Raw genomic sequence first — 17,205 nt, 5'->3', positions numbered from 1 at the left:
CATGGACATGATGATTATTTTATTCACACTAGGCGTTTCTTTTTTGCTCGCGGCTCTGCTTGGGCCGATTTGTATTCCCTTGCTGAAACGGATGAAGTTTGGCCAGCAAATACGGACGGACGGACCGCAAAGCCATTTGAAAAAAAGCGGCACGCCAACGATGGGCGGCATCATTATTATGCTGGCGCTGCTCATAGCCTTTTTGAATTTTGCCGATAAGACGGCGGATTTCTGGGTGCTGCTTACCGCCTCGCTAGGCTTCGGCCTCGTAGGGTTTCTCGACGATTACATCAAAATCGTCTTCAAGCGCTCGCTCGGACTGACCGCGCGCCAGAAGCTGTTCGGACAGCTGCTGTTCTCGGTTATCGTCTGCGCTTTGCTGTACCAGATGCACCATAGCACAGAAATCATCGTTCCCGGCACGTCCTGGAGCTTCGATATGGGATGGTTTTATTACCCTTTTGTCGTCATTATTTTGTTCGCTGCCAGCAATTCGGTTAATTTCACCGATGGGCTGGACGGACTGCTCGCTGGTACAAGCGCGATTGCCTTTGGCGCCTTTACCATTGTAGCGCTGCAAGTATCGGCTTATGGCTCTGCTATTTTCTCGGCCGCGATGATTGGAGCCGTACTCGGCTTCCTGATCTACAACGCCTATCCAGCCAAAGTATTTATGGGGGATACCGGCTCGCTTGGCATCGGCGGGGGTATTGCGGCCGTAGCGATTTTGACGAAAATGGAGCTGCTGCTCATTTTGATTGGCGGTATTTTCGTACTCGAAATGCTGTCGGTCATTTTGCAGGTCGGTTCCTTCAAGCTGCGCGGCAAGCGGATTTTCAAAATGAGTCCGATTCATCATCATTTTGAATTGTCCGGCTGGTCCGAGTGGCGCGTCGTATCCACGTTTTGGGCGGTTGGCCTCGTGTTTGCGCTGCTGTCGCTGCTGCTGATACGCGTATTTTAAAATTGCTGCACACAAGCAAAAACGACTTCGTCGTCCTTCTAGGACGAGCGAAGAGCTTTGCCTTAGAATTCTAAGCGGATATAAGGATGAAACTTATAAATTCTTAGAATTCAAGGTGAAACGGCTTTCGCCGTCCTTTGGCGGCAAAGCAACCGTTTCGCGTAGAAATATAGAGAAAGGATGGAAAAATCATATCCTTTCCTATATTTTTCAAAATTATCAGGATAGCAGCTGGCGCTTCAAGCAACGCCCCGATCCAATGCGGATCGTGGCATTGCGAGGCTCATGCTGCTGGCCTTTACAAGGAGCTGTCATTTATGGATCATCCGGCATCATACCGGGGCCGCCGCGTTGTGGTGCTTGGCCTGGCAAGAAGCGGGGTTAGCGTCGCAAAGGTGTTTCATTCCTATGGGGCGGAGGTAATAGTAAACGATAAAAAAGAGCAAGACCAATGTCCCGAAGCGGATGAGCTAATCGCTTTGGGCATTTCTGTGCTTTGCGGTTCACATCCAGACGACCTCATTTCGGCTGATACAGCGCTGCTCGTGAAAAATCCGGGCATCCCTTATTCTACTCCGCCCATTGTGCAAGCCGAAGCAGCAGGCGTTGAAATTGTGACCGAGGTGGAAGTGGCCTATTGGCTTTCGCCGGCACCGATTATCGGCATTACAGGCTCGAATGGCAAAACGACAACGACAACCTGGATCGGCGAGCTGCTGGAGGCGGCAGGTAAAAATCCCATCGTGGCTGGCAATATTGGCCGCCCGTTATGCGAAGCAGCGGTAGAAGCGACAGAAGACAACTGGCTTGTTGCCGAGCTGAGCAGCTTTCAGCTTAAAGGGACAAACGGTTTCCGTCCCCGCGTCGCCCTGCTGCTCAATCTAGTAGAGACGCATCTGGATTATCATGGCGGCATGGAAGATTACATACTTTCGAAGGCAAAGCTGTTTGCCAATCAGACGGCGGACGATACGGCTGTGCTGAATTGGGATGATCCGGTTTGCCGGCAGCTCGCTGATCAGGTGAATGCGACCATCTTGCCCTTCTCGCTTTATGAGAAGCTAAGCTATGGGATAGCGATTGAGCCTCCATATGTTAAGAGCGCTGCAAACGCTTCTCCCGCTAAAAATGAAGCTGCTGACGTACGCCATATCGTATGGCGCACGCAGGATGGGACGGAAACGAAGCTGCTTGAAGTGGGCGAGCTGGGCCTCCCAGGGCGCCACAATGCGGCAAACGCGCTTGCGGCCATTGCAGCATGCCTAGCGGCCGGAGCATTGCCGGAGCAGCTTACCGAGACGCTGCGGAGCTTTAAAGGTGTAGAGCACAGGCTGGAGTATGCAGGCGAAGTGAAAGGGGTCAAATACTACAACGATTCCAAGGCAACAAATCCGACGGCGACTACGATGTCCGTGGGATCGTTGACTGCGCCAATCGTACTTATTGCAGGGGGCCTTGATCGCGGCTCGGATTACATGGAGCTGCTGCCGCTGTTCCGCGATCGGCTCAAAGGGCTTGTGGCGCTAGGCGAGACGCGCGGCAAGCTTGGGCATGTTGCGGAGCTGGCAGGTTTAGCAGGCGTTCGTTTGGTCGAACCTGAAGACAGCGCCGAAGCGACTTTGCGCGAAGCCGTGCGGCAGGCAGCCGCGCTGGCAGCGCCGGGCGACATCGTATTGCTGTCGCCTGCCTGCGCCAGCTGGGATATGTTTACATCCTATGAGCAGCGCGGGCGCATTTTTAAAGATTCGGCGCATACCTTGTAAGTAGGGGGCTTGTCCCTACTTTTACATGCAAAGAGGTGTACGCTATGGCCAAAGCCAGGTCTGCCCCGGACGTATGGATGATCGTCTCTATTGCGCTCATTCTGGCTATCGGAATCATTATGGTATACAGCGCGAGCGCAGTGCTCGCTTTTCATGAATTCGGAGACCGCTATTATTACGTCAAGCGCCAGCTGCTGTTTGCCGGTCTCGGCGTCTGTGCGCTCATCTTCACGATGAATATGAATTATCTCGTATGGCGCAAATGGGCAAAAATCGCCTTGATCATCTGCTTTGTTCTGCTTATCATCGTACTGATCCCAGGCGTGGGCGTCGTGCGCGGCGGTGCGCGAAGCTGGATCGGCATTAGCTCGTTCGGCATTCAGCCTTCCGAATTCATGAAGCTGGCCATGATTTTATTTTTGGCAAAATGGCTTTCCGAGAAGCAGCAGACGATTACTCTGTTCGTCAAGGGGCTGCTGCCTCCGCTCGGGATGGCGCTGCTCGCCTTCGGCCTTATTATGCTGCAGCCTGATCTGGGCTCCGGTGCGGTCATGGTCGCGGCATCGCTGCTGTTGATCTTTACCGCGGGCGCCCAGCTCAAGCATTTGAGCTTGCTCGCGCTAGCAGGCATGGCAGGGCTTGTCGGCCTTATACTGGCCGCTCCCTACCGGCTGCAGCGCATCTCGGGCTTCCTTGATCCGTGGGCTGATCCGCTTGGCTCAGGCTATCAAATTATTCAATCGCTATATGCGATTGGACCAGGAGGGCTAGTCGGGCTTGGTCTAGGCATGAGCAGGCAGAAGTTCAGCTATTTGCCGGAGCCGCAAACGGACTTTATTTTCTCCATCGTTGCAGAGGAGCTTGGCTTCATCGGAGGGTCGGCACTTATTGTGCTGTTTATGATTGTGGTTTGGCGCGGCATTCGAACGGCGATTTACGCGCCTGATACGTTCGGCAGCTTGCTCGCAGTTGGCATCACGAGCATTATCGGCGTTCAGGTGCTTATCAACATCGGTGTCGTTATCGGCATGATGCCTGTAACGGGCATTACGCTGCCGCTTGTCAGCTATGGCGGTTCATCGCTTACGCTTCTGCTCACATCGCTGGGCATTTTACTTAATATTTCACGTTATTCAAGGTGAAGGAACAACTAGGCTAGCGAAGCTTGCTTCGCACAATAAGCGGGCTTTGCAGTTGGCGCTATAGGCATTTGTAACACTACCCGGGCATGAGGCATAGGATACTCTTATAAATCGTGACCATCGCCGAGTGAGCCTGTTCTTCACCTTGAAGCAGAAGGAGGTTAGACAGCATGGAACATGTAGCTGAGCTGTTGGAGAATGCAAAAATTGGTAAAGTATTCATTAATGAACGGCTGGAAAATCATACTACTTGGAAAATAGGCGGTCCTGCCGATATTCTTATTATACCGGATGGACAGGAGCAAATAATGTCAGCTGTCCGGCTGCTTCATGAAAACGGCATACCTTGGACCCATTTGGGACGCGGCTCCAATATGCTGGTGAGCGACAAAGGCATTCGCGGCGTTGTCATTAAGCCTCGAGGTGGACTGGATTATGTGCGCTTCGACGGGAACACCGTTCATGCCGGAGCGGCTTATTCCTTCATTAAACTGTCTGTGATGTCCAGCAAGGAAGGACTGACGGGCTTGGAATTTGCCGGGGGCATTCCGGGAACGGTAGGCGGGGCCGTCTATATGAATGCCGGTGCGCATGGATCGGATGTGTCGCGTATTTTCAAATCAGCTGAAATTGTGCTGGAAAATGGTGAATTGGTAACCTATGGACCCGAGGATATGCAATTTTCTTACCGACACTCCGTGCTCCATGAGCGCAAAGGGCTCGTGCTTTCAGCGACCTTCGAGCTTACGCCTGGAGATCGTCAGGAAATTGCTGCAACGCTGGCCTCTTACAAGGAAAGGCGGCTGCGCACGCAACCGCTGCAGCTGGCATGTGCGGGCAGCGTCTTCCGCAATCCGCCAGGCGATTATGCTGCCAGATTGATCGAGGAGGCGGGGCTTAAAGGCTTCCGTGTAGGTGCGGCTGAAGTATCCGTGCTGCATGCCAATTTTATCGTCAACACCGGGCAAGCGACAGCTGAAGATGTGCTTACCCTCATGGCTCATATTCAAGGCGTCATTGTAGATCGATTTGGGATCAGCTTGGTGCCGGAAGTGCTGGTGGTGGGTGAGCGGTAATTCGGAGGTGAGACATTGGACAAATTGGTGATTGAAGGCGGGAAACCACTCTCAGGAACCATTGTTATCCAAGGAGCGAAAAATGCCGCTTTGCCAATATTGGCAGCCAGCTTGTTGACCGAAGGCGAAACGACGCTGGAACATGTGCCGAAGCTGCTGGATATCGACGTCATGCTCAGCATACTGCGGGAACTCGGATGCCATGCGGAGCATGAGGGCGATACGGTACAGCTGAATACGGAAAGCATGCACCTAGCCCATGTGCCGGAAAAGTTAATGGGGCAGATGCGCTCGTCCATCTTTCTAATGGGGCCGCTTCTTGCGAGATTTGGTGAAGTGCAGGTGTATCAGCCTGGCGGCTGCGCTATTGGGCAGCGCAAAATTGATTTGCATCTGGAGGGACTTCGGGTGCTCGGGGCCGAAATTGAAGAAGTGGGCAATCGCATTATTTGCCGGGCAGACCGTCTCAAAGGAGCAGATATCCATCTAAGCTTCCCTAGTGTCGGAGCGACGGAAAATATTATGATGGCTGCTGTGCTTGCTGAAGGGCGAACGATGATTACGAATGCTGCTCGCGAGCCGGAAATTCAAGATTTGCAGCGGTTTCTCAATGCGATGGGCGCCGAGATGATCGGGGCGGGTACGGATACGATTACGATCAATGGCGTGAAGTCGCTTTCTCCTTGTACGTACAAGGTCATTCCTGATCGAATTGTAACCGGCACCTTAATGGTTGCCGCGGCTGCGACGCGCGGTCAAATTACTCTTCTGAATACATGCCCCTCCCACTTGTCTTCCTTAATACACGTGCTTCGCAGGTCAGGTATTCAAATCACTATCCACGATGATATAATAAAAGTCAGCTGTGCATCCCGCCCCAAAGCCATTGAACGAATTGTTACTTCTCCATACCCTGCTTTTCCAACCGACCTGCAATCTCAAGTGATGGTGCTGCTGGCGCTTGCAGACGGAACGAGCATTATGAAGGAGACGATTTTCGAAGGCAGGCTGAGGCATGTTGACGAACTATCGCGAATGGGTGCGGATATACGGGTTGATATGAATGCGGCTTTTATCCGGGGCGTTCCGCGTCTTTATGGAGCGACGGTGGAAGCAACGGATTTGCGGGCAGGAGCAGCGCTTGTAATCGCTGGCCTCGCTGCGCAAGGAAAGACGGTAGTGGAGCAAATTCATCATATTGATCGGGGCTATGATCGCATTGAAACGATGTTAAGCAAACTGGGAGCAAGGATTTCTCGCAATTCTCCTGTTCCTCATGTTCCTAATAACTAGTGTATGCGAACAAGCGCCTGAATAGAAACTCCCGGCTCCTGCTATTTGGGAACCGGATGTTTTTGGGGAAAGAAGGGACAAGTTATGAGCGCGCCGATGCCAGTGCTAAAAAAACCGGTTGGCAAACGAAAAGGCAATCGCAAGCTGCTTAGCGTGCTTGTGCTGCTGTTTGTCATTGTGCTGTCCGTGCTATTTTTTAATTCTTCTATTAGCAAAATTTCGGAGATTCGTATTGAGGGCACAGCCTATACGACGACTGCAGAAATTGGACAGGCTGCTGCCATATCGGTGGGTGACGCTTTTTTCGGCACAACGTCAGCAACGATTGAGCAAGCGGTTAAAGCGATTCCGACTATTAACAACGTTACCGTGGACAAAGCTTTCCCTGGGAAGGTAACGATTACGGTAGAGGAATATCCGGTAGTCGCCTTTGAGCTGTTAAGCGATGGCAATTTGACAGCATTGCTTGCGAACGGATCAGAGCTTCCAGCTGCTAATGAGGAGCTATTGGTCAATAAGCCTGTATTGTCTGGCTGGAAGCAGGGGGATGATTATCGCGTAGAGCTAGCGGAGCAGCTTGGCAAAATTCCGGCGAAGCAGCTGTCTGATTTATCCGAAATTATGCCATATCCATCGAAGGCGTATCCTGACCGCATCAAAATTTACACGCGCACGAAATTCGAGGTAGTAACGGCTATTTCATTGCTGAGCGAGAAAATCGAAACGATGAATGCGGTCATTGAAACGCAGGAGCCTGGAAAAATAACCCTGCTGCTTGCCGATACGTATGATTCCTTTATTAAGACAGATCCAGAAAATGAAGAGGGCAGTTGAAAAACAGACTACTCAATTTAAGAAAACAGTGATAAAATTTTATAGGTGGACTTTTAAAAAAGAAAGCAAAACGACGTGCATGGCGCTTAAACACCATATGAGTATTTTTTAAAATATAGGAAAGGATATGATCTTCCCATCCTTTCTCTATATTTCCCGGAATGAAACGCGCCGCGCCGCCAAAGGATGGCGAAAGCCGTTTCACCTTGAAATATAGGAAAGTATGTGATTTCGTCATCCTTTCTCTATATTTCTCGGAATGAAAACGCGCCGCGCCGCCAAAGGATGGCGACAGCCGTTTCACCTTGATGAAATTAAAATTCATATAGAGTTAGAAAAATAGTGCCCTTAAAAAGAGGGATACTATTAACTGCGTTGAATATGTAAAAAGGCGTTTTGTGATTAAACTGATACAAGCTGTATAATTTATAAGTTGAAACGGAGGTGCCGCGGGTTGAGCAGCAACGACATCATCGTCAGTTTAGACATCGGTACATCCAAAGTTCGTGCTATTATTGGCGAAGTGAATAACGGAGCCATTAATATTATTGGAGTTGGATCTGCCGACTCAGAGGGTATTCGCAAAGGAGCTATTGTAGATATCGACCAGACCGTTCAGTCGATTCGTAATGCAATTGAGCATGCGGAACGAATGGTAGGTATTCAAATATCAGACGTCTATGTAGGGATTCAAGGCAACCATATTGCTTTGCAAACCAATCATGGCGTCGTTGCCGTATCCAATGAGGACCGTGAAATTGGCGAGGAAGATATTGAAAGAGTTGTGCAAGCTGCGAAAGTAGTAGCTTTGCCGCCTGAACGCGAGATTATTAATTTAGTGCCGAAGCAATATTTGGTAGACGGACTGGAAGGCATATCCGATCCTCGGGGGATGATCGGCGTGCGTCTGGAAGTGGAAGCCACCATTGTAACAGGTGCTAAGACAGCGATACATAATTTGATGCGCTGTGTGGAGAAAGCAGGACTCCGCATTTCCGGCGTCATCTTGATGTCATTGGCATCCGGCGTCATATCGCTGACGAAAGACGAGAAAACGATGGGTACTGTACTAGCGGATATCGGAGCAGGCTCCTGCACGATTACGATTTTCGAGCAGGGCGGACTTGCGGCGACTTCTACGCTTCCTATCGGCGGAGAGTACGTAACGAACGATATCGCTTACGGCTTGCGTACCCAAAGTGATCAAGCGGAGAAAATCAAGCTGAAATACGGCTGTTCCTACATTGGCGATGCTGCGGAAGATGTGAAGTTCAAAGTTCTCCGTATGGGAAGCAATGTTGAGAAGGAATTTTCTCAAGTCGATTTGGCGAGCATTATCGAGCCTCGGATGCAGGAGATTTTCAGCCTGATCAAGCAAGAGGTTCGTCGTCTTGGTTATCATGACAAGGTCAGCAGCTATGTGCTGACTGGAGGAGCAGTGACAATGCCGGGCACATTGGCGCTTGCTCAAGCAGAGCTTGAATCCACCGTGCGCGTGGCACTTCCGGATTATATCGGCGTGCGCGACCCCGCTTACAGCAGCGGTGTGGGAATGATTCAATACGTATCGAAATATATGGGAGTGCGCGGAACAACCAGCACAGTGAAAAAAGCCGCAAGCAGCCGCAAAACGGGTTCCACCGCTTCATCCAAACCCGGTATGTTCGAACGGATAAAAAATATGTTTAACGAATTTATTTGATCGGGGGAAATTGATGATGTTGGAATTCGACATGGAATTGGAGCAGCTCGCTCAAATAAAAGTAATCGGCGTCGGCGGCGGCGGCAGCAATGCGGTTAACCGAATGATTGAAAATGGGGTAAAAGGTGTTGACTTTATTACAGTCAATACAGATGCTCAGGCGCTGCATTTGGCGAAATCCGAGCACAAGCTGCAAATCGGCGATAAGCTGACACGCGGACTTGGCGCGGGCGCTAACCCGGAAGTGGGGAAGAAAGCGGCTGAGGAATCCCGTGATCTCGCACTCAACCAGTTGAAAGGCTCGGACATGGTATTCGTTACCGCTGGTATGGGCGGCGGCACAGGAACAGGCGCTGCGCCTGTTATTGCCGAAATTGCAAGAGAATGCGGAGCGCTGACAGTAGGCGTTGTAACCCGTCCATTCACCTTCGAAGGCCGCAAGCGTGCCGCACAAGCGGAAATGGGCATAGAAGCGCTTAAAGAGAAAGTAGATACGCTGATCGTTATCCCAAATGACCGTCTACTCGAGATTGTCGACAAGAAGACGCCTATGCTGGAAGCGTTCCGTGAAGCGGATAACGTGCTTCGTCAAGCGGTGCAAGGTATTTCCGATTTGATCCAAGTACCTGGTCTTATCAACCTTGACTTCGCAGACGTTAAGACGATTATGACAGAGCGCGGCTCTGCACTGATGGGAATCGGCGAAGCCAGCGGTGAGAACCGTGCAGCAGAAGCAGCGAAAAAAGCGATTATGAGCCCGCTGCTGGAAACGTCCATTGATGGCGCGCGCGGCGTTATTATGAACATTACAGGCGGCAGCAACTTGAGCTTGTATGAAGTTAATGAAGCAGCTGAAATTGTTATTTCCGCCTCCGATCCGGAAGTGAATATGATATTTGGTGCCATCATTGACGATAATTTGAAGGATGAAATCAAAGTTACCGTCATTGCGACTGGATTTGAGCACAAGGGTGCTCCGGCTGCTAGACGCTCGCCGCAGCAGCAAGGAGAATCAGAGACTCGCCAGCCGGCAAGTCCGACCTCCACGCCTGCTTCGACATCGTCTGTCAAGCCTTTTGGCGCAAGCACCTCGAGCGATCAGCTTGAGATTCCAGCCTTTTTGCGCAACCGTCCACGCAGCGATCGCTAGCAGGCGGTTTATCGCCTACAAGAAAGTCCGCTTTTCCCCATATTTTTTTGGGGGAGAGCGGGCTTTTTTTGCGTTTCCTAAAATATAGGAAAGGATATGATTTTCCAGCCTTTCCTATATTTCTCGGACTGAAACGCGCCGTGCCGCCAGAGGACGGCGACAGCCGTTTCACCTTATGCCCTAGCAGGAGCTAGGCAAAAACACTTTTGCCGCTGTCAAACGACCGCTTGTCCTGCCGTTTTTTATTTGCTCGCTCGACAAAAAAAGATGGCTCACCCCGTCATGATTAGACAGACTTTGAAATAGGATTTTAATATACTAGTCTCAATCGTTCTCACCGGCGCTATGAAGCAAGCTTGGCGGACGGAATTCGCGGGAAGGTGACGATTGTGGCTGTATATGTCGATGTCATGTTTGTGCGGGAGCTGCTGGTCGACGGTGGGCTGCTGCTGACGACAGCATGGGCGAGGAACATTCGTGCCAAGCCATGGCGGGTGCTCGCCGCTGCAAGTGTAGGAGCCAGCTACGTCGTGCTTATGCTGTTTCCGATGCTATCCGTCCTGTTTACCTTAGTAGTCAAGCTGGGCATCTCGATGCTGATGCTGTGGATTGCTTTTGGTTATGGGTCGATTCAGCATTTTCTTCGCACGACGGCAGCCTTTTATGCCGTTAATTTTGTGGCGGCAGGAGCGATCATCGGCATTTATTATTTGCTGATGCAGGGCTCGGGAGAAGTATGGAGAACGATTGCCTTTGTCGATGGAAGCATGCATGTTGAACTGAAAATGAGCCTTATTTATTTATTTGCAGCGTTTTGTATCGGGCTGTATATATACCGCACCGTGTTGACGCAGCGTCGTGAAAGGGAGTTGGTGCAAACTCATCTTGCCGATGTAATTATTCATATTGAAAATCAGGAATTTCGCTGCATCGGATTGATTGATACGGGCAATCAGCTCTATGATCCGCTGTCACGAACTCCGGTAATGGTCGTTGAAGCCGCTCTTTGGCAAAATGAATTGCCACCTTCATGGCTGCAAAGCATTCGCGAGGCCGAGGTGGATCGTCTGGTAGCAGGCATGGGCGAAGAAGTGTTTATTTGGCAGCATCGATTGCGCCTCATTCCTTACCGCGGCGTCAACCGCGGCTCGCAATTTATGCTGGCGCTAAAGCCGGATTTTGTCCGAATTGAGCGGGATGGCTGCAGCTATGTAGCGAAAAAAGTGTTGATTGGGCTCGATGGCGGCAAGCTGACAGCAGACAGCTCGTATCAGGCGATCATTCATCCGGCACTTGTGCAGACCCCGCAAGCGGATGTGAAACAGGAGACTGAAAAAACTACGATTATCGGGGAGGGATAGGCCGGATGCTCGTCAAGTGGAAATTGGTTCTGCAGTTATATTATTATCGGACTTTATTTTTATTCGGACTAAAAAGCGAAGAGATTTATTATATTGGTGGAAGCGAGGCGCTGCCGCCTCCCTTGACTCGGGAAGAAGAAGAATATTTGCTGGGCAAGCTGCCTTCTGGCGATACGGCTATCCGGGCGATGCTCATTGAGCGCAACCTGCGGCTTGTCGTATACATTGCCCGCAAATTCGAAAATACAGGCATTCACATTGAGGATTTGGTGTCGATTGGCGCCATTGGCTTAATTAAAGCGGTCAACACCTTTGATCCTGAGAAAAAAATCAAGCTGGCCACCTATGCATCGCGCTGTATCGAAAATGAAATTCTCATGTATTTGCGCCGCAACAATAAAACGCGCACCGAGGTCTCTTTTGACGAGCCGCTGAATATTGATTGGGATGGCAATGAGCTGCTGCTGTCGGATGTGCTCGGAACGGAAAACGATACGATTTACCGCAACATTGAGGAGCAGGTCGATCGCAAGCTGCTGCATAAGGCGCTCGACAAGCTGACGGAGCGTGAACGCATCATTATGGAGCTGCGATTCGGGCTGGCGGACGGGGAAGAGAAAACACAGAAGGACGTTGCCGATCTGCTCGGTATCTCTCAATCTTATATTTCGCGTTTGGAAAAACGCATAATTAAGCGGCTGCGCAAGGAGTTCAACAAAATGGTATAAAAGGGCAATCCATAGACTTGCAAAGCGGAGGGTGAAGCAGGAATATTTCGGGCGTCCGAGGAGATAATGAACATTAATGTTTCTCCTTGGGAGGTAATCACGTTGGCACGAAATAAAGTCGAGATCTGTGGAGTGGATACCGCAAAACTGCCTGTCCTGACAAATGTTGAAATGCGGGAGCTGTTCACCGCTTTGCAAACCCGCAATGAGTGGGCAGCCAGAGAGAAATTGGTTAATGGCAACTTGAGGCTTGTGCTCAGTGTCATTCAACGGTTTAACAATAGGGGAGAGTTTGTAGACGACTTATTCCAGGTCGGCTGCATTGGACTTATGAAGGCGATAGATAATTTTGATCTTGGCCAGAACGTCAAATTTTCCACCTATGCTGTCCCGATGATTATCGGGGAAATCCGCCGTTATTTGCGCGACAATAACCCGATTAGAGTATCTCGTAGCTTGCGCGATATCGCTTATAAAGCGCTGCAAGCCAGAGACAGCTTAACGAATCAAAATTCGCGCGAGCCGACGATTTTTGAAATTTCCGAAATGCTGAATGTTCCAAAGGAAGATGTTGTGTTCGCGCTTGATGCGATTCAGGACCCGGTATCGTTGTTTGAGCCGATTTACCATGATGGCGGCGATCCGATTTATGTCATGGATCAAATTAGCGATGACAAAAACAAAGATGTGTCGTGGATCGAGGAAATCGCGCTCCGCGAAGCGATGCATAAACTGAATAATCGGGAAAAAATGATTTTGTCGATGCGGTTTTTCGAAGGCAAGACGCAAATGGAGGTCGCCGATGAAATCGGCATCTCGCAGGCTCAAGTATCACGCCTAGAAAAGTCGGCGATCCAGCAAATGCAGAAGTATGTCAAGACGTAGACGCTCGAGACAAAGATGACGAGCTGCGTGGAAGGTTTGGCTTTCACGCAGCTCGCCTTATGGGAAGCAGGCCGGACATTGATGTCCGGTCTTTTTAATGTCTTTATGCCCGCCGGATGCTGCTAAAAGTAGTTATTTTGCGAAAGAGGACATTTTGGGCGCGTCTTACATATACTGATATAAAAGAGTGCACAGCTAGGCGGAGCAGGGCAGTACAGCATGCCCGGTCATAAAAATGGTTATTCATCCCGCTGGAAAAGTGGTGAGCAAACGATGAAGATATCTGATTTTCAGACGAAGGATGTCATTAATATTGTGGACGGCAAGAAGCTTGGGCATATTACCGATTTGGAGCTGGATTTGAGGCAGGGACGCATCGATTCCATCGTGATTCCGCAGTATAGCCGCTTTATGGGGCTGTTTGGCGGGCCAGGCGGCGAGGTCGTCATTCCTTGGCGCAACATTGTGAAAATTGGGGCGGATGTAGTGCTCGTACGCATGGATGAAACGAAGCAGCGCCTGGAGGAAGAGGATTTGCACGCAAGAGGATAACAGGGTAAACTGCATAAAGAGGTGATGACCCGAATGGAAGCTTTTAAGTGGAATCATTCAGCGAAGAATCCTTCGCTTTTTTTGTTGTCTAATTGGATGGATGAAAATAATCAGCTGACAGCCGGGTTTACCGGCCGCGATGGCGGTGTAAGCGCCGCGCCTTGGGCGACGCTGAATATGGGGCTCCATGTCGGCGATGCAGATCGCGACGTTATTCACAACCGCCAGCAGGTTGCTGATGCGGTCGGCTTTCCCTTCGAGGCGTGGACCTGCGCGGAGCAGGTGCATGGCGCTGATGTATATAAAGTAACCGAGCAGGACGCTGGGCGGGGCAGGGAGTCCCGCAGCGATGCGATTGCGGATACCGATGCCCTGATGACGGATGTGCCGGGCATTTTGCTCGCTTCCTTTTATGCCGATTGCGTGCCGCTTTATTTTTATGATCCGGAGCATCAGGCGGTAGCGCTTGCCCATGCGGGCTGGAAAGGGACCGTTGCGCATATTGCCAAAGTGACGCTTGAGGCGATGGCCGCGCAATATGGCACTAGAGCGGACAATGTGCGTGCCGCTATCGGCCCGTCGATTGGCGGCTGCTGTTATGAGGTCGACCAAACGGTCATTAGCAAGGTGCTTCCTTTGCTCGAATCCTTCGAGCTGAGCGGCGAAGAAGCGCGTAATTCGCTGATAAAGCTGCTGCCAAATGGCAAGGCGATGGTCGACTTGAAAGAAATTAACCGTCAGATTATGATAAAAGCAGGAATTATGCCGATCCATATCGAATTAACACAGTGGTGTACTGGCTGTCGTCAGGATCTGTTTTTCTCCCACCGGATGGAGGGCGGCAAAACAGGACGAATGGCCAGCTGGATTGGGATTGCAAAGAGGTGACGAAATTGGAGAGCTCATTAACAGAGCGGATAGCAAATGTACAGCGCCGGATCGATGCAGCATGCGAGAGAAGCGGTCGTAAGCCGGAGGATGTGAACGTTATTGCGGTGACTAAATATGTATCGCTCGCTACAGCTGTTCAGGCGTTTGACGAGGGACTTCGCCATTTAGGCGAAAACCGCTTTCAGGACGCGCTGCCCAAGTGGGAAGCGATTAGCGGCGAAACAGCCGAAGGAGGCGATGGACAAGCCATCTGGCATTTCATCGGTTCGCTGCAGACGAATAAGGTTAAAGATGTCATAGGGAAGTTTACATACATTCACTCGCTGGACCGCTTGTCGCTTGCACAGGCAATCGAGAAGCGAGCAGCGCAGCTTGGCGTGCAGGTGCCCTGTATGATTCAGGTTAATGTATCGGGCGAAGACTCCAAGCATGGCCTTGAACCGGAGCAGCTCCCGGAGCTTCTGGAAGCGATTAAAGGCTTTCAGTATGTACAGCCGGTAGGCTTAATGACGATGGCGCCTTATGAGGCTGAAGCTGAGCAGACCCGGCCTGTGTTCCGCGCTTTGCGGGAGCTGAGGGATAAGATGAATAGGGCAGTGGCTTTGAACGCTCCGCTGACGGAACTTTCCATGGGCATGTCGAATGACTTTGAGGTCGCGATTGAAGAAGGCGCAACGTGGATTAGATTAGGAACGATACTAGTTGGAAAAGAGGGATGACGAATGGGCGTTATGAATAAGTTTATGAATTTTCTTGGTTTGCAGGAGGAAGAAGAGATCATTGAACGGGAAAGAAGCGCGCAGCCGGAGGAGCCAGACCATGAAATTGAAACCTCTCCGTTCGAAGCACGTAAAAATACAAAGGGCAACAACATCGTAAGCATACATTCGCAGAAAAATGTACGAGTTATCTTAAGCGAGCCGCGCTCCTATGATGAGGCGCAGGATATTGCCGATCATCTGCGTTCGCGCCGTGCCGTCATTGTGAACCTGCAGCGTGTGCGTACCGACTTGGCGCTTCGCATTGTTGATTTCCTCAGCGGTACAGTGTACGCTTTGGGTGGCAATATTTCGAAGCTCGGCCCGAACATTTTCCTATGTACGCCGGATTCGGTTGAAATTCAAGGGTCGATTACGGAAATGATGGCAGAGGACAATGAATACTCCAAAATGAGGTGACCACCGATTGTTTAGTAGTGTATCAGGGCTCATTATGAACCTTCAAAGTATTTACAGCTTTATGATTATTGGTTATGTGTTAATGTCGTGGTTGCCCAATGCGCGCGAAAGCTTTATTGGCGTATTTTTAGGCAAGCTGGTTGAGCCGTACTTAGGCATTTTCCGCCGTTTCATTCCACCGATTGGCGGCATGATTGATATTTCCCCAATCGTAGCGATTTTTGCGCTTCGTTTTGTGGCAATGGGGCTCATTGCGGTAGTAGGCTTTATACTGCCGGGCTAGATTTCAAAAGTTAGGAAGGGAATTTCAATGAAATTACCTATATATGACCATTTCCACCCGGACGAGAAGCCATTCGTTGACCGGGCGTGGGAATGGGTGGAGCGGTCCGCACAGCAGCATGAGCTGAAGCGGACCGATTTTTTGGACCCGAGACAGGCTCAGATCGTTCAAAGCCTCGTCAATCGCCATCCGGATGTGGAGCTGCGGCTTGATGGCGGCTACCCTGAGGCAGAGCGCTGCCGGGCGATTATTGGGCCGGATTACCGCGATTTGGATCAGGAGCTTGCCGCAATTGCTGTGCTGGAGGTACAGGTCAGCGGTCCGGGCGGGACAAGCCAGCAGCTCGATCATGGCGATTACCTTGGCGCCCTGCTGGGCCTGGGCATCAAGCGTGACCGGGTAGGGGACATTCATGTCCATGAAACTTTCGCTCACATTATGATGACGGAAGATATTGCGGATTATTTGAACGTTCACTTAAGGCAGGTGCACCGTGCAAGCGTATTGACCGAAATCATTCCACTGTCTTCCTTGTCGCCAGTCGTGCCAGAGCTGCAGGAAATGAGCTTTACAGTGGCTTCGATGCGGGTAGACGGTATTGCAAGCGATGTGCACCGGATCAGCCGTACAAAAATTGTAGATCCCATTCGCGCCGGCAGATGCCGGGTGAACTGGAAAACGGTGGAGGACCCGTCCGAGCAGCTGCGCGAAGGCGATGTCGTATCTATAAAAGGGTTGGGCCGATTTAAAGTTATGGAGGCGGATGGCGTGACGAAGAAAGGCAGAATTCGGCTGAAGGTGGGCAAATTTATTTAGCCCAATTGCAGGATTTTGCTGGCGGTTGTCGAATCCTTTCCACAGCAAATGTTTTCCGGTATGGAAATAAGTCGAGGAGGTGCGCCGATGCCGTTAACGCCATTGGACATACATAATAAGGAATTTGGTCGCCGGTTGCGCGGCTATGACGAGGATGAGGTCAATGAATTTCTTGACCAGGTCATTAAAGATTATGAAACGATAATCCGCGAAAATAAGGAGCTGCAGAACCAGATCCTTAATATGCAGGAGAAGCTGAACCACTTCTCGAACATCGAAGAGACGCTGAGCAAGACGATTATCGTCGCACAAGAGGCGGCTGACGAGGTTCGAAACAATGCGAAGAAGGAAGCGCAGCTGATCATCAAGGAAGCGGAGAAAAATGCGGATCGCATTATTAATGACTCGCTGAGCAAGTCGCGCAAAGTATCGGTTGAGGTTGAGGAGCTGAAGAAGCAGGCATCGATCTTCCGTGCACGGTTCCGTACGCTTGTGGAAGCGCAGCTGGAACTGCTGAGCCAGGACGATTGGAGAACGCTTGATCCAGGCCAGCATCCTGAGCTGGAGCAGCTTTCCCGAGGTTAATC

General features: G+C 50.8%; 18 protein-coding genes. All 18 read left to right on the top strand.

The annotated features are described in order from the left end of the window. The first annotated feature begins 1 nt into the window (after window position 1). The 18 genes from mraY (at window position 2) to ASF12_RS27575 (ending at window position 17,203) form a co-directional block, all read left to right on the top strand. Window positions 2-964, top strand: coding sequence for a phospho-N-acetylmuramoyl-pentapeptide-transferase (gene mraY, locus ASF12_RS27660; RefSeq protein WP_056041635.1), 963 nt, complete (start codon window positions 2-4; stop codon window positions 962-964). A 317-nt stretch (window positions 965-1,281) separates the two neighbouring features. Further along, entirely contained in the window at window positions 1,282-2,727 is a 1,446-nt protein-coding gene (gene murD, locus ASF12_RS27655) for a UDP-N-acetylmuramoyl-L-alanine--D-glutamate ligase (RefSeq protein ID WP_056041633.1), read from the top strand. Between the two features lie 44 nt (window positions 2,728-2,771). Beyond that, window positions 2,772-3,869, top strand: a complete 1,098-nt coding sequence (gene spoVE / locus ASF12_RS27650) for a stage V sporulation protein E (protein WP_056041632.1) — start codon at window positions 2,772-2,774, stop codon at window positions 3,867-3,869. A gap of 170 nt (window positions 3,870-4,039) precedes the next feature. Beyond that, the gene (murB, locus tag ASF12_RS27645) at window positions 4,040-4,945 is read left to right on the top strand and encodes a UDP-N-acetylmuramate dehydrogenase (protein ID WP_056041630.1); all 906 of its coding nucleotides are present in this window, start codon (window positions 4,040-4,042) and stop codon (window positions 4,943-4,945) included. 15 nt (window positions 4,946-4,960) lie between these two features. After that, complete coding sequence (gene murA / locus ASF12_RS27640; RefSeq protein WP_056041628.1) at window positions 4,961-6,238, top strand: UDP-N-acetylglucosamine 1-carboxyvinyltransferase; 1,278 nt, start codon at window positions 4,961-4,963, stop codon at window positions 6,236-6,238. A gap of 84 nt (window positions 6,239-6,322) precedes the next feature. Continuing rightward, a complete protein-coding gene (locus tag ASF12_RS27635; RefSeq protein ID WP_056041626.1) occupies window positions 6,323-7,072 on the top strand; it encodes a cell division protein FtsQ/DivIB in 750 nt (249 codons plus the stop codon). Between the two features lie 454 nt (window positions 7,073-7,526). Next, the gene (gene ftsA / locus ASF12_RS27630; protein WP_056041624.1) at window positions 7,527-8,774 is read left to right on the top strand and encodes a cell division protein FtsA; all 1,248 of its coding nucleotides are present in this window, start codon (window positions 7,527-7,529) and stop codon (window positions 8,772-8,774) included. 16 nt (window positions 8,775-8,790) lie between these two features. Further along, window positions 8,791-9,924, top strand: a complete 1,134-nt coding sequence (ftsZ, locus tag ASF12_RS27625; protein WP_056041621.1) for a cell division protein FtsZ — start codon at window positions 8,791-8,793, stop codon at window positions 9,922-9,924. A 356-nt stretch (window positions 9,925-10,280) separates the two neighbouring features. After that, window positions 10,281-11,285, top strand: a complete 1,005-nt coding sequence (spoIIGA, locus tag ASF12_RS27620; protein WP_235533304.1) for a sigma-E processing peptidase SpoIIGA — start codon at window positions 10,281-10,283, stop codon at window positions 11,283-11,285. 5 nt (window positions 11,286-11,290) lie between these two features. After that, complete coding sequence (gene sigE, locus ASF12_RS27615) at window positions 11,291-12,013, top strand: RNA polymerase sporulation sigma factor SigE (RefSeq protein WP_046230421.1); 723 nt, start codon at window positions 11,291-11,293, stop codon at window positions 12,011-12,013. A gap of 102 nt (window positions 12,014-12,115) precedes the next feature. Beyond that, the gene (sigG, locus tag ASF12_RS27610; protein WP_056041617.1) at window positions 12,116-12,898 is read left to right on the top strand and encodes an RNA polymerase sporulation sigma factor SigG; all 783 of its coding nucleotides are present in this window, start codon (window positions 12,116-12,118) and stop codon (window positions 12,896-12,898) included. A 273-nt stretch (window positions 12,899-13,171) separates the two neighbouring features. Then, complete coding sequence (locus ASF12_RS27605) at window positions 13,172-13,450, top strand: YlmC/YmxH family sporulation protein (RefSeq protein ID WP_046230423.1); 279 nt, start codon at window positions 13,172-13,174, stop codon at window positions 13,448-13,450. Between the two features lie 33 nt (window positions 13,451-13,483). Then, window positions 13,484-14,338, top strand: coding sequence for a peptidoglycan editing factor PgeF (gene pgeF, locus ASF12_RS27600; protein WP_056041615.1), 855 nt, complete (start codon window positions 13,484-13,486; stop codon window positions 14,336-14,338). A 5-nt stretch (window positions 14,339-14,343) separates the two neighbouring features. Beyond that, a complete protein-coding gene (locus ASF12_RS27595) occupies window positions 14,344-15,060 on the top strand; it encodes a YggS family pyridoxal phosphate-dependent enzyme (protein WP_056041613.1) in 717 nt (238 codons plus the stop codon). A 3-nt stretch (window positions 15,061-15,063) separates the two neighbouring features. Beyond that, entirely contained in the window at window positions 15,064-15,519 is a 456-nt protein-coding gene (locus ASF12_RS27590) for a cell division protein SepF (protein WP_046230426.1), read from the top strand. A 34-nt stretch (window positions 15,520-15,553) separates the two neighbouring features. Beyond that, the gene (locus ASF12_RS27585) at window positions 15,554-15,802 is read left to right on the top strand and encodes a YggT family protein (protein WP_056042062.1); all 249 of its coding nucleotides are present in this window, start codon (window positions 15,554-15,556) and stop codon (window positions 15,800-15,802) included. Window positions 15,803-15,829: 27 nt separating this feature from the next. Next, window positions 15,830-16,618, top strand: a complete 789-nt coding sequence (locus tag ASF12_RS27580) for a YlmH family RNA-binding protein (RefSeq protein WP_056041611.1) — start codon at window positions 15,830-15,832, stop codon at window positions 16,616-16,618. Between the two features lie 87 nt (window positions 16,619-16,705). Further along, window positions 16,706-17,203, top strand: a complete 498-nt coding sequence (locus ASF12_RS27575) for a DivIVA domain-containing protein (protein WP_046230429.1) — start codon at window positions 16,706-16,708, stop codon at window positions 17,201-17,203. Window positions 17,204-17,205: the final 2 nt, after the last annotated feature.

This window comes from Paenibacillus sp. Leaf72, assembly GCF_001422685.1.
Classification (GTDB): Bacteria; Bacillota; Bacilli; order Paenibacillales; family Paenibacillaceae; genus Pristimantibacillus.
Note: the sequence above shows the minus strand (reverse complement) of the source record. Positions and strands in the feature narration are given on the sequence as shown.

Bases quoted from the DNA above. Each gene is read 5' to 3' on its own strand.
- ftsZ (WP_056041621.1), top strand. From the start codon at position 8,791: ATGTTGGAATTCGACATGGAATTGGAGCAGCTCGCTCAAATAAAAGTA.
- pgeF (WP_056041615.1), top strand. From the start codon at position 13,484: ATGGAAGCTTTTAAGTGGAATCATTCAGCGAAGAATCCTTCGCTTTTT.
- ASF12_RS27585 (WP_056042062.1), top strand. From the start codon at position 15,554: ATGAACCTTCAAAGTATTTACAGCTTTATGATTATTGGTTATGTGTTA.
- murB (WP_056041630.1), top strand. From the start codon at position 4,040: ATGGAACATGTAGCTGAGCTGTTGGAGAATGCAAAAATTGGTAAAGTA.
- spoVE (WP_056041632.1), top strand. From the start codon at position 2,772: ATGGCCAAAGCCAGGTCTGCCCCGGACGTATGGATGATCGTCTCTATT.
- murD (WP_056041633.1), top strand. From the start codon at position 1,282: ATGGATCATCCGGCATCATACCGGGGCCGCCGCGTTGTGGTGCTTGGC.
- sigE (WP_046230421.1), top strand. From the start codon at position 11,291: ATGCTCGTCAAGTGGAAATTGGTTCTGCAGTTATATTATTATCGGACT.
- ASF12_RS27575 (WP_046230429.1), top strand. From the start codon at position 16,706: ATGCCGTTAACGCCATTGGACATACATAATAAGGAATTTGGTCGCCGG.
- ASF12_RS27605 (WP_046230423.1), top strand. From the start codon at position 13,172: ATGAAGATATCTGATTTTCAGACGAAGGATGTCATTAATATTGTGGAC.
- ASF12_RS27590 (WP_046230426.1), top strand. From the start codon at position 15,064: ATGGGCGTTATGAATAAGTTTATGAATTTTCTTGGTTTGCAGGAGGAA.
- ASF12_RS27635 (WP_056041626.1), top strand. From the start codon at position 6,323: ATGAGCGCGCCGATGCCAGTGCTAAAAAAACCGGTTGGCAAACGAAAA.
- mraY (WP_056041635.1), top strand. From the start codon at position 2: ATGGACATGATGATTATTTTATTCACACTAGGCGTTTCTTTTTTGCTC.
- ASF12_RS27580 (WP_056041611.1), top strand. From the start codon at position 15,830: ATGAAATTACCTATATATGACCATTTCCACCCGGACGAGAAGCCATTC.